The organism is Pseudomonas laurentiana, assembly GCF_014648275.1.
Taxonomy (GTDB): Bacteria; Pseudomonadota; Gammaproteobacteria; order Pseudomonadales; family Pseudomonadaceae; genus Aquipseudomonas; species Aquipseudomonas laurentiana.
Map to the genome: position 1 here is coordinate 132,622 of NZ_BMQU01000016.1, position 12,353 is coordinate 144,974.

The following is a 12,353-nucleotide window of genomic DNA, read 5'->3' on the forward strand; positions in this document are numbered from 1 at the left end:
TCCTGTCGTTCAGTTGAAACCACTGGTGGAAATGAAGTCGACATCGGTCTTCGGTTCGCCACGCATCAACAACTCGATCACCTGATTCAGCGTACGCCCTTCGAACAGGATCGCATGAAGCCCGGCCACCAGCGGCATGTAGACCTGCAACTCCTGGGCCTTGACCTTGAGCACCTTGAGGGTATTGACGCCTTCGGCCACTTCCCCCAACTGGCTGACCGCCTGCTCCAGGCTCAACCCCTGGCCCAGTGCATACCCAACCTGGTAGTTGCGGCTCTTGGCCGAGGAGCAGGTGACAATCAGGTCGCCCACCCCGGCAAGGCCAAGAAAGGTCATCGGGTTGGCCCCCTGGCTGACGGCGAAACGGGTCATTTCCGCCAGTGCACGGGTGATCAGCATGCTCTTGGTGTTCTCGCCCATACCCAGGGCCACAGCCATGCCTGCAATAATGGCGTAGACGTTCTTCAGCGCCCCACCCAGTTCGACACCAAAGCGGTCGCTGCTGGCATAGACACGAAAGGTTCGACCATGGAGCACAGCCTGGACGCTACGGCAGAGCGCTTCATCTTCGCTGGCGACCACCGTCGCGGTGAGCGCGTGCTCGGCCACCTCGCGGGCAAGGTTCGGCCCGGACAGCACGCCAATGCGCGCCTGCGGTGCGATTTCTTCAAGGATCTGGCTCATCAGCTTGAAGCTCTGGGCCTCGATACCCTTGGTCAGACTGACCAGCATCTTGCCGCTGAGCAGCCCGGCATGGGGGGACAGAACGGCGCGCAATGCGCTGGAGGGCAGTGCGACAAAGATCAGTTCGCTACCCTGGAGCGTCGCCAACAGGTCGGTGACCGGCTCTACCCCGGGGTGAAGTTTCACACCCTTGAGGTAACGCGGATTCTCACGATTGCGACGCATGGCCTCGGCCTGTTCGGGGTCGCGCATCCACTGGCGTACCCCGACACCATGTTCAGCCAGCAGATTCGCCACCGCGGTGCCGAAACTACCGCCTCCCAGAACTGCAACCGGTTGCTGTTCAGTCATATTCAATCCGTTAATGCCAAAAATGTGGCGACGCCAGCATTATACGGCGCGATAGTGACAGAGCCAGCGCCAGATATGCGAATCATCGCCGGCGTTGCCCTCAGACAACTGGAAAATACCGGCTACTCGGTTAACATGCCCGATTTGTATCCGTAAAAAGGCCGCGCCGTGCCACTTGGCCCCGTTCCTTCAAGACTACGTTTGTTGCTGACCCTTGTGGTAAGCGGCCATGCGTTGCCTGTCGCCCCGTACCTGAACAATCGTCAGGAGCGGTCTCAGGTGCTTGATGCCAGCGCGGAGCTGAGCAACTGATGCGCAGGTTTATGGGCGCACTGCTGCTGGCCTGGCTGTGGTCACTGACGGCTGCGGCGCAGGACATCCTGCTCACGGCCGCAACAGACAGCCCCGGCGTGCGCACCTTTGTCCACGCGCTGGAGCAACAGCGTCGCGCTGATCAGGTACGCTTCCTGCCCGTCGCCGAACTGCCTGCACCGGGACGTATGAACCCGGCAACCCGACTGATCCTGCTCGACACCGCAGCCCTCGACTGGCGCTTGGCTGAAACGGCCGGGCCACCGGCACTGGCGCTGCGCATAAGCCGGGTCCAGGCCAACCAGCGACTGGGGCGCCTGCCGCCACCCTACCTCAGCATGCTCTGGAGCGATCCACCGCCTGCACGCCAGTTGCGCCTTATTCGTTACCTGCTGCCGCAGGCGCGACGTATTGGCGTGCTTTACAGCGAACACAGCCGCTTCCTGCTTGATGAGTTGAATCAGAGTGCTCGCCTGCTAGGCCTGCGGATCAACGCCCAAGCCTGGCCGGACCCTCGCGATAACCGCCCGTTGCAAGCACTGCTGCAAGACAGTGACGTCGTGCTCGGCCTGGATGACCCAAACCTGTACAACCCGCGTACCGTCAAGAACCTCCTGCTCAGCAGCTATGCCCGGCAGATGCCCTTGATCGGCCCTACGGCCGGGTTCGTCAAGGCCGGCGGCCTGGCCAGCACCTTCAGCGACCAGCAGGACTGGCTGCGCGTGCTGGACCGACTGCTCGACCAGGCACCGGCTAAATGGCCCCGCACGCACTACCCTGAACATTTCGGCGTCGTCGGCAACCCGCAAGTGGCACGCGCCCTGGGGCTGGAGCCGATTGATCCCGTTGCCGCGACCAAGGTCCTGGCTGAAGGAGAACCCACCCCATGAACCTGCGCTTGAGCCGGGACATCCATACCCGCACGCAGATGATCAGCCTTGGCCCTGCGCTGCTGCTAACGCTGTTGCTGATCGGTTTCTTCACCTTCGTACGCATCCAGGACTTGCGCCAGGAGCTCAACCACACCGGCCAACTGATCGCCAACCAACTGGCCCCTGCCTCGGAGTATGGCGTGATTGCCGGTAACGGGGACGTGCTCGAAAGCCTGATGCGCGCCACCCTGAGCATCCCCCATGTGCGCTTCCTGGAAGTTCAGGACAACACCAACCGTATCCTGGTGCATGTCGAGCAACCCGGAGAAAACGACAAGCGCGTGCAACAGGTTGAAGTGTTCCAGGCGCCGATACGCCTGCAGCAAATCCCCCTGGACAACGACTTCCTGCACAACGGTGGCCTGCCTGCCTCGGCGCCCGGAGATGACTACCTGGGCCGGGTCATCGTCGGCATGTCTGACGACGCCTTCAGTGAACGGCAGCAGGAAATCGTGATCAAGGCCGCGATACTCGCGCTGTTCGCCCTGATCTTCACCTTCTTGCTGGCCCGCCGCCTGGCCCGTAGCCTGGCCAAGCCCATCAGCGACATGAGCCAGGCAGTCAAGGCGATCCAGCAAGGGGACTTCAAGTCACCCCTGCCGGTGGTGGACGACACCGAACTGGGCAACCTCTCGCGGCACATCAACAACCTCGCCAGCGCCCTGGCCAAGGCCAGTCACGAACAGCAGCAGGCCATCGCGCAACTGATTCAGGCCCGCGAAGAAGCCGAACAGGCGAACAAGGCCAAATCAGACTTCCTGGCGATGATGAGCCATGAACTGCGCACACCGATGAACGGTGTACTGGGGATGCTGCAGCTGCTGGAAACCACCCCACTGAGCGAAGAACAGGCCGACTATGCCGCCGTGGCCACAGAGTCGACTGGCCATCTGCTCAAGGTCATCAACGACATTCTCGATTTTTCGCGGATCGAGAGCACAACGCTGGAACTGGAGCACATTTCCTTCAACCTGGCCGAATTGATCGGCAGTTGCACCCAGGCGTTCCAGCACACAGCCCAGCAGCGCGCCTTGGACCTGCAATTGCGCCTGCCGCCGGGCATCGAGCAGTTGCAGGTGGTCGGCGACCCGACACGCATCCGCCAGGTACTGGTCAACCTGATTGGCAACGCCTTGAAGTTCACTGAACGTGGCAATGTACAAATCGAACCGTACTGGCAAGTGCTCGACCGCCAATTGATCTGGTTCAGTTGCGCAGTACGCGACACGGGTATCGGCATCGACAGCCAGCAGCTGGAGATGATGTTCGTCGCCTTCCAGCAAGCTGACAGTTCGATTTCCCGGCGCTATGGCGGCACGGGCCTGGGGCTGTCGATTGCACGAACCCTGGCGGAACGCATGGGCGGCAACCTGCGTGCCGAAAGCCGCGAAGGCCAGGGCTCGACCTTCACCTTTGAAATCCCCCTGGCCCTGGCGGCCAAGCCGCAGCCCATGCGACAGCCCAGCGTGCTGATCGATGAGGACAATGGCCAGGGAAGGAAAATCCTGCTGGTAGAGGACAACCCGGTCAACCAGACCGTCATCGAAGCCATGCTGCGCAGCCTGGGGTATGAGGTGTGCGTGGCCGTCGACGGTGCTCAGGCCGTGACCCAGACCGCTCGTCAGCGTTTTGCCGCGGTGCTGATGGATTGCCGTCTACCCGTGATCGATGGCTACGAAGCCACCCGTCGAATCCGCCAGCAACCCAGGGACAAAGCGTTACCGATCATTGCCTTGACCGCCAATGCTCTGCTGGGCGATCGCGAGCGTTGTCTGGCCGCCGGAATGAACGATTACCTGACCAAACCGTTCAAACGCACAGATTTACAACAAATTCTGCAACGTTGGTTACCCGCTGACGCAGCGGCGACTGGCGATAAATGCTAAATTGCGGCAGTCTTAGAGACTGAATCGAGGCCCATCCGGGTCTTGAAAAAAAATTTCAGTGCACAAGTGTACATCTTCGTCCCTGTGCTGTGACTTTCACTACAACGCAATAGTCTATGTGTAGGCTGCCGTCCCAGGTTCAAACCCCTTGGGTCGGCCGGGAAGATTCGCCCCTGCCGCACCGGATTATTGAGGAGCTCGCATGACCAAACAAAACGCCTTTACTCGGGAAGACCTGCTGCGCTGCAGTCGCGGTGAGCTGTTCGGCCCAGGTAACGCGCAACTGCCCGCCCCGAACATGCTGATGGTTGATCGCATCACCCATATCAGCGAAGAGGGTGGCAAGTACGGCAAAGGTGAATTGGTCGCCGAGCTGGATATCACCCCGGACCTGTGGTTCTTCGCCTGCCACTTTGAAGGTGACCCGGTGATGCCTGGCTGCCTGGGCCTCGACGCCATGTGGCAACTGGTTGGCTTCTTCCTGGGCTGGCAAGGCCTGCCGGGTCGTGGTCGCGCCCTGGGCTCCGGCGAGGTCAAGTTCTTTGGCCAGGTTCTGCCGACTGCCAAGAAAGTCACCTACAACATTCACATCAAACGCGTCCTGAAGGGCAAGCTGAACATGGCCATTGCCGATGGTTCGGTGGCAGTCGATGGCCGCGAGATCTACACCGCCGAAGGCCTTCGGGTCGGCGTATTTACCTCCACTGACAATTTCTAAGGGTTATTCGCATGCGCCGCGTCGTTATCACTGGTCTGGGCATCGTTTCGTGCCTGGGCAATGACAAAGAGACCGTCTCCGCCAACCTGCGTGCAAGCCGCCCGGGCATTCGTTTCAACCCGGAATACAAGGAAATGGGTCTGCGCAGCCAGGTTTCCGGCTCTATTGACCTCAACCTCGAAGAACTGATCGACCGCAAGGTTTACCGCTTCGTCGGCCACGCCGCTGCCTACGCCTACCTGGCGATGCAGGACGCGATCAAGGACTCCGGTCTGTCCGAAGACCAGGTCTCGAACCCGCGCACCGGCCTGATCGCAGGCTCCGGCGGCGCCTCGACCCTGAACCAGATGGAAGCGCTGGACATCCTGCGTGAAAAAGGCGTCAAGCGTGTTGGCCCGTACCGCGTAACCCGCACCATGAGCAGCACCGTTTCTGCGTGCCTGGCGACGCCATTCAAGATCAAGGGTCTGAACTACTCCATCGCTTCGGCCTGCGCCACCAGTGCACACTGCATTGGCAACGCCATGGAACAGATCCAGATGGGCAAACAGGACGTCGTCTTCGCCGGTGGCGGTGAAGAAGAGCACTGGAGCCAGTCGTTCCTGTTCGACGCCATGGGCGCCCTGTCCAGCCAGTACAACGAAACCCCGGAGAAAGCCTCCCGTGCCTACGACGCCAAGCGTGACGGTTTCGTCATCGCCGGTGGTGGCGGCATGGTCGTGGTCGAAGAGCTGGAACACGCTCTGGCCCGTGGCGCAAAAATCTACGCGGAAATCGTTGGCTACGGCGCGACCTCCGATGGTTACGACATGGTTGCCCCAAGTGGCGAAGGCGCTATTCGCTGCATGCAGCAAGCGCTGTCCACTGTCGACACCCCGATCGACTACCTGAACACCCACGGCACCTCGACGCCAGTCGGCGATGTCGCTGAAATCAAGGGTGTGCGTGCAGTCTTCGGCGACAAGGCACCTGCCATCAGCTCGACCAAGAGCCTGTCGGGTCACTCCCTGGGCGCCGCCGGCGTTCACGAAGCGATCTACTGCATGCTGATGATGGAAGGCAACTTCATTGCTGGCTCCGCCAACATCGAAGAGCTGGACCCAGAAGTGGCCGACATGCCGATCCTGCGCGAAACCCGCGAAAACGCCAAGATCGACACCGTCATGAGCAACAGCTTCGGCTTTGGTGGCACCAACGCCACCTTGGTGCTCAAGCGCTGGCAAGGCAAGTAAGGCTTAACACCTTACACAAACGCCCCGACTGGTTCGGGGCGTTTTTATTTGTGCCAGACAGGTGCTTGCGCGCTGCACCTGCGTGAACGCCATCAACGCACACCTGCACAGACGCGCTATGCTGCCGACATTCCCCCCAGCATGGAGTAGACCGTGAGCCACCCCCTGATCATTCGCCCTCGGGCCGAAGACGTCGAAGGGCAGCCTATTTTGCGTCCGCTGCCGTCAGCCAAATGCCGAAGTGTCGGGCCGTTCGTATTTTTCGACCACATGCTCAAGACCGACTACGCCCCCGGCAGTGGCATGAATATCCGCCAGCACCCGCATATTGGCCTCTCCACCCTCACTTACCTGTTTGAAGGCGAAATCCTGCACAAGGACAGCCTGGGCTCAGAGCAACGGGTCAAACCTGGCGAGGTCAGTTGGATGACAGCGGGTAGTGCTGTAGCCCATATCGAGCGCACCCCTGCGGACCTGCTCGCACGCGGCTCACGCCTGCATGGCCTGCAGGTATGGCTGGCCTCACCGAAACATGCCGAACAGGGCCCGGGGCATTACAGCCACTACACCGCCGCCAGCCTGCCAACCCGCGATAACCTCGGCGTTAGCATCCGCCTGATTGCGGGTACAGGTTTTTGCCTGGAGTCCCCAGTTCCGGTGCTCTCGCCTACCCTCTATGCCGACGTGCATATGCAGGCGACGACCACCCTGACGATCCCGTTGGAGCATGAGCAACGCGCGCTATACCTGCTTGAAGGCGAAGCAAGCCTGAACGATGAACCGGTAGAGCCCTGCAGCCTGCTGGTGCTGCCAGAAGGCGAGGAAATGACACTGTACGCCGATGGCGAATGCCATCTGGTACTGATTGGCGGCGCGCCCCTGGATGGACCGAGGCGGATGAACTGGAACTTCGTTGCCAGCGACCCGGCATTGATCGAACAGGCCCGGGCACGCTGGGCGGCCGGCGACTGGCCGACCGTACCCGGAGAGCACGAGCGCATAGCGCTGCCGTGAAGCACGCGCCAGGCCGCAGGTTGCTGCCTGGCGCCACCTCTGGGGTTACGCCTGGAACACCTCGTCAAGCAGGTTGTGCATGGCCTGGAACGCCCGCTTGGCGGTCTTGGCGTCATACATCATCATGCCTGGCGTATTCGCTGCCGGATCGGTGAACGAGTGCACGGCACCACCGTAGCTGAGCAACTGCCAATCGACCTTTGCCGCATTCATTTCAGCCTCGAAAGCCGGCAATTGATCCTTGGGTACCAATGGATCATCAGCACCGTGCAAGACCAGCACCGCTCCCTTGATATTGGCTGCGTCAGCCGGGCGTGGCGTGTCCAGCGTCCCATGGAAGGAAACCGCTGCCTTCAGCGGTGCGCCATCACGGGCCAACTCCAGGGCACAACAACCGCCGAAACAAAAGCCGAACGCCGCCAACTGCCCAGGCAGCAGCGCAGCGCGCGCCTGCTGACGCAGTTGCGTCAGCGCTGCCTGCATGCGCTTGCGCAATTCACGCCGATCATTTTTTAGCGGCATCATTGCCGCCCCCGCCTGCTCGGCATTGCCAGGGCGCACTGCCTGCCCGTACAGGTCAGCAATCAACACCACATAACCCTGCGCCGCGACTTCACGGGCAATGGCTTCAGCACCGGCGCTGACCCCCATCCAGTTCGGTGCCATAACCAACCCAGGCTGCGCGGCACTGCCTGGCGTGAACAGCAGCCGGCTCTCATAGGGCTTGCCATCCAGCTGATACACCAATGATTCGATAACAACTGTGCTCATCACGACCTCCGAAATTGCATAAGGCGCTCATGAAAAAGCCCGCCGAAGCGGGCTTTCTCTAACATCGGGTCAAGCCGACAGCTCAACCAACAGCTTGTTCAAGCGGCGCACATACGCCGCCGGATCCTTCAAGCTGTCACCGGCTGCCAGAGCAGCCTGATCGAAGAGGATATGCGAGAAGTCGGCGAAACGGTCTTCGCTCTGCTCGTTGTCCAGTTTTTCGATCAGCGGATGGCTCGGGTTGAACTCGAAGATCGGCTTGGAGTCCGGAACCTTCTGGCCGCTGGCTTCGAGGATCTGGCGCATCTGCAGACCCAGGTCCTGCTCACCGATGGCCAGAATGGCGGGCGAGTCGGTCAGACGATGGGAAACCCGTACTTCACTGACTGCGTCGCCCAGCGCACCTTTCAGGCGCTCGACCAGGCCTTCTTTTTCCTTGGCGACTTCTTCCTGAGCTTTTTTGTCCTCTTCCGAGTCCAGCTTGCCCAGGTCCAGGTCACCGCGAGCCACATCGACAAACTGCTTACCGTCGAAATCGCTGAGGTAGCTCATCAACCACTCGTCAATACGGTCAGTCAGCAGCAGCACTTCGATGCCTTTCTTGCGGAAGACTTCCAGGTGCGGGCTGTTCTTGACCTGCGCGTACGACTCGCCGGTGAGGAAATAAATCTTGTCCTGACCTTCCTTGGCGCGTGCCAGGTAGTCGGCCAGGGAAACGCTTTGCTCGCCACTGTCATCGTGCGTGGAGGCAAAACGCAGAAGACCGGCGATCTTCTCCTTGTTGGCAAAGTCTTCAGCCGGGCCTTCTTTCATGACCTGACCGAAATTCTTCCAGAAACCTTTGTATTGCTCAGGCTCGTTCTTGGCCAGCTTCTCCAGCATGTCCAGAACGCGCTTGGTCAGTGCCGACTTCATCGAGTCGATGATCGGGTCTTTCTGCAGGATTTCCCGCGACACGTTCAGCGACAGGTCATTGGAGTCGACCACACCCTTGATGAAGCGCAGGTACAGCGGCAGGAAGGACTCCGCCTGGTCCATGATGAACACACGCTGCACGTACAGCTTCAGGCCACGGGGCGCTTCACGCTGATACAGGTCGAACGGCGCACGGGCCGGTACGTACAGCAGCGAGTTGTATTCCAGCTTGCCTTCGACCTTGTTGTGGCTCCAGGCCAGCGGGTTCTCAAAGTCGTGACCGATGTGCTTGTAGAACTCCTGATACTCCTCGTCCTTGATCTCGGTGCGCGGACGGGTCCACAGGGCGCTGGCTCGGTTGACGGTTTCCCATACTTCTGCCGGCTTTTCCTCACCCTCTGCAGCCTCGACCTGCTTCGGCAATTCGATCGGCAAGGCAATATGGTCGGAGTACTTCTTGATGACGTTGCGCAGGCGCCAGCCATCGGCGAACTCGGTCTCATCCTTCTTCAGGTGCAGGACGATACGGGTACCACGCTCGGCTTTCTCGACAGTGGCGACTTCAAACTCGCCTTCACCCTTGGAGGACCAGTGAACGCCCTCGGCAGCGGACAGGCCGGCGCGACGACTGAACACATCAACCTTATCGGCGACGATGAACGCGGAGTAGAAACCTACACCGAACTGACCGATCAGGTGCGAATCCTTCTTCTGGTCGCCGGTAAGGTTTTTCATGAAATCGGCGGTGCCGGACTTGGCGATAGTGCCCAGGTGCGCGATGACATCCTCACGGCTCATGCCGATACCGTTATCCTCAAGGGTGACGGTACCTGCGTCCTTGTCGAAGCTCACACGGATTTTCAGCTCTGCGCCGCCTTCGAGCAGCTCTGGTTTGGACAGGGCTTCGAAACGCAGCTTGTCCACTGCATCGGAGGCGTTGGAAATCAATTCGCGAAGGAAAATTTCCTTGTTCGAATACAGCGAATGGATCATGAGGTGCAGTAGTTGCTTCACCTCGGTCTGGAAGCCCAGGGTTTCTTTTTGAGTTTCCACACTCATGGTCTTCAAAACTCCAATCTATTGACAGTGGCCACTGACCAGGTGGGCGCAATCGAAACGCTCGCCCTGGCCGTTGCAGCGGGATGAACAACAGATGGGGGGCACTGTGTACTATTTCAAGGGCGGTGATAATTCTTCGATCTTGAAATGCGCGCGAGCAGTGGCGATAGGTTCGGCCTGACTGCCCTGCCAGGCAGTAATGGCAACGTTGGTCACTCGCCGCCCCTGACGCCAGAGCTGGCACTGGGCGTAGGTATCGCGGACGTGCCCAGCCCGAAGGTAGTCAACCGAGAAGTCGATGATTTTCGGGATGGCCGCGCTTTCACTGAAAATCAGCAGATAGAGTGCAGCCGAAAGCTCCATGAACCCGGCAATCACACCCCCGTGAATCGCCGGCAACAAGGGATTGCCGATGTTGTCAGGGCTGGCGGGCAAACGAAACAGCAGATCTTCGCCCTGACGACTGCACTCGATACCAATCAGCCCGGCATAGGGAATCAACGCCAGAAGTGGCGCATAGTTACCCTCGGCATGGGCTGCGCGCAATTGCCGGTGAACCTCACGCGGAATCACTGGGCACTCTCCTTGAGCTGACTGGCGAACCCCTGCCCGCCCTTTACCGCTTTACCCAGGCGCATAAAGGTACCGACCACCTGAGCAATCGGCCGCTGGGGATCATCCTGATAAGCCATGCCTCGGGCAAAGATCACATCCCGGGTGACCCGGTAACACTGTGCATAGCCGTAGATGTCCTTCCCCGGCTCCGAGGGGTGCATGTAGTCAATACGCAGGTCAAGGGTCGGACACACCTCAAACACCGGCAGCACACACAGTGTGGCCATGCCACAGGTGGTATCCATCAGGGTGGTCAGGGCACCCCCATGAATCGCACCCGTCTGTGGATTACCGACAATATTCGGCGAATAGGGCAACACCAGCGTCATGCCCTCAGCGTCAGACTGCTCGACACGCATACCCAGTAACTGGCAATGACGAAGTGCAGAAAGAAAGCGCTGAGCCTGCGCCATTAATGGTGTCTCGCTCATCGTCTTCAGCCGCCCCCTGGGTTATACGTGCTTATGCACAAGCCTAGAAAAAAGTCTATATGGATCCAACACTTATATATCTGTATCGTATGCGGAACTTATTCCACAGCCTTGAACTCGAAGGGTTCAAGTAACTGTATTCCACCAGGAGAAACACCCCATGCGTAAACCTTTTGCTTATGCCCTGATGCTGGCCGCTACCCTGGGTCTGGCTGCTTGTGACAAAGCGGCTGAAACCAAGGCACCAGAAGCACCTAAGGCTGTCGAGCAAGCTCAACAGAAAGTCGAAGAAGCTCAGGATAAAGTGAACGAAGCGGCTAAAGAAACTGTCGATGCTGCTAAAGAAACCGTCGAAGCTGCCAAAGATCAAGCTGAAGCTGCTGCGCCTGCTGCCCCAGCACCAGAAGCAACTCCAGCCAAGCCTGCTAACTAAGCAGTTGCCTGACAAAAAAACCCGACGCTGTCGGGTTTTTTTATGCCTGCCAAACCGATGTCATGTCGACCTGAACATCAACACCCCTGAAAAACACTCGCCGTTCAAACCTGAGGTTCCTTGTTGGCCTCTGCCAACGGTGCTTCTGTCGGGGTAAAGACCATAACTTCGAGCACGTCGGAATGGAATTCCCGACGATAAAGTACCAACACAACACCTGTACTCATCGCCATGAATAACCATGGGTTGATGAACCAACTGAGCAAGGCCAGGCCGAAGTAGTAAGAACGCAACCCGAAGTTGAACTGGTTGGCTGCCAGGGAAATAACCCGTGCCGCACGCAAGGCAAACGCTTTACGCTCCTGCTCACTGACATGCCGCTCGCCAATCATTGGCGCAGAACCGACTAATACCGCCGCAAAGTTGTACTGACGCATGCACCAGCTGAAGGTAAAAAAGGCATAGATAAAGACCATGGCCAGGCACAGCAGCTTGATCTCGGACATGCTCTGCGAGGCTTGCTGCACCAGCGGCAAATCAGCCAGCAAGGACAATGCCCGGTCCGATGCTCCGAGCACCGTCAGGATACCGGCGAGAATAATCAGCGTACTGGAAGCAAAAAACGAGGCGTTACGCTCCAGGTTACCAATCACACTGGCGTCGGCGATCCGGTTGTCACGTAACAACATGCGACGCATCCAGTCTTCACGGTACAGGTGCAGAACACTGGCCAGGCATGCCGTATCACGCCCTTTCCAGGTTGCATAACGGGTATAGCCACCCCAGCAGACAACAAACCAACAAACAGCCAGCAGATTAATCAGATTGCTTTGAATGAAGCTCATGGACAGTCCTGATCGAGAGGTTTCGCGCACAGTAAAGTGCATCGATGGCCTTTCGACGCTTTATCGCGAAAAAAGACACGTCCCACCCCATAATCGAGTAGGAGGCGAGTTCACACCCGCCGTCCTCTCACACCACCGTGCGTACGGTTCCGTAC

Annotated in this window: 12 protein-coding genes; 6 read left to right on the plus strand and 6 right to left on the minus strand. The window is 59.1% G+C overall.

All coding sequences use genetic code 11. The features are described 5' to 3' along the window. Positions 1-9 precede the first annotated feature (9 nt). Entirely contained in the window at positions 10-1,035 is a 1,026-nt protein-coding gene (locus IE038_RS17325) for an NAD(P)H-dependent glycerol-3-phosphate dehydrogenase (protein WP_163931557.1), read from the minus strand. Positions 1,036-1,346: 311 nt separating this feature from the next. On the opposite strand from IE038_RS17325, the gene IE038_RS17330 reads away from it, so the two are divergent. From IE038_RS17330 to IE038_RS17350, 5 genes are all read left to right on the plus strand, one after another. Continuing rightward, positions 1,347-2,237, plus strand: a complete 891-nt coding sequence (locus IE038_RS17330) for an ABC transporter substrate-binding protein (protein WP_163931554.1) — start codon at positions 1,347-1,349, stop codon at positions 2,235-2,237. Next, positions 2,234-4,165 carry a response regulator gene (locus tag IE038_RS17335; protein ID WP_189395993.1) on the plus strand — a complete coding sequence of 644 codons (1,932 nt, stop codon included), beginning with the start codon at positions 2,234-2,236 and terminating at the stop codon, positions 4,163-4,165. The genes IE038_RS17330 and IE038_RS17335 overlap by 4 nt, the downstream gene beginning before the upstream one ends. Positions 4,166-4,367: 202 nt before the next feature. After that, positions 4,368-4,883, plus strand: a complete 516-nt coding sequence (fabA, locus tag IE038_RS17340) for a 3-hydroxyacyl-[acyl-carrier-protein] dehydratase FabA (protein WP_065759437.1) — start codon at positions 4,368-4,370, stop codon at positions 4,881-4,883. An 11-nt stretch (positions 4,884-4,894) separates the two neighbouring features. Continuing rightward, positions 4,895-6,115, plus strand: a complete 1,221-nt coding sequence (fabB, locus tag IE038_RS17345; RefSeq protein WP_163931551.1) for a beta-ketoacyl-ACP synthase I — start codon at positions 4,895-4,897, stop codon at positions 6,113-6,115. Between the two features lie 153 nt (positions 6,116-6,268). Continuing rightward, positions 6,269-7,129, plus strand: a complete 861-nt coding sequence (locus IE038_RS17350) for a pirin family protein (RefSeq protein WP_163931549.1) — start codon at positions 6,269-6,271, stop codon at positions 7,127-7,129. Between the two features lie 45 nt (positions 7,130-7,174). On the opposite strand, the gene IE038_RS17355 is transcribed toward IE038_RS17350, so the two are convergent. The 4 genes from IE038_RS17355 to IE038_RS17370 all read right to left on the minus strand — a co-directional run bounded on the left by IE038_RS17355 (position 7,175) and on the right by IE038_RS17370 (position 10,920). Beyond that, positions 7,175-7,900, minus strand: a complete 726-nt coding sequence (locus tag IE038_RS17355; protein WP_163931546.1) for a dienelactone hydrolase family protein — start codon at positions 7,898-7,900, stop codon at positions 7,175-7,177. A gap of 69 nt (positions 7,901-7,969) precedes the next feature. After that, entirely contained in the window at positions 7,970-9,874 is a 1,905-nt protein-coding gene (gene htpG / locus IE038_RS17360; RefSeq protein ID WP_189395994.1) for a molecular chaperone HtpG, read from the minus strand. Between the two features lie 111 nt (positions 9,875-9,985). Continuing rightward, positions 9,986-10,447: a PaaI family thioesterase gene (locus IE038_RS17365; protein WP_163931543.1), complete on the minus strand. Its 462-nt coding sequence runs from the start codon at positions 10,445-10,447 to the stop codon at positions 9,986-9,988. Further along, positions 10,444-10,920 (minus strand): PaaI family thioesterase, encoded by a 477-nt coding sequence (locus IE038_RS17370; RefSeq protein WP_189395995.1) that lies wholly within the window; start codon positions 10,918-10,920, stop codon positions 10,444-10,446. Before IE038_RS17370 ends, IE038_RS17365 begins: the two co-directional genes overlap by 4 nt. Before the next feature lie 160 nt (positions 10,921-11,080). Between IE038_RS17370 and IE038_RS17375 the strand changes: the two genes are divergently transcribed. Continuing rightward, the gene (locus tag IE038_RS17375; RefSeq protein WP_189395996.1) at positions 11,081-11,353 is read left to right on the plus strand and encodes a hypothetical protein; all 273 of its coding nucleotides are present in this window, start codon (positions 11,081-11,083) and stop codon (positions 11,351-11,353) included. Between the two features lie 104 nt (positions 11,354-11,457). Here the strand turns inward: IE038_RS17375 and IE038_RS17380 are convergent, their stop codons facing one another. After that, positions 11,458-12,198: a DUF599 domain-containing protein gene (locus IE038_RS17380; RefSeq protein WP_189395997.1), complete on the minus strand. Its 741-nt coding sequence runs from the start codon at positions 12,196-12,198 to the stop codon at positions 11,458-11,460. Positions 12,199-12,353 lie beyond the last annotated feature (155 nt).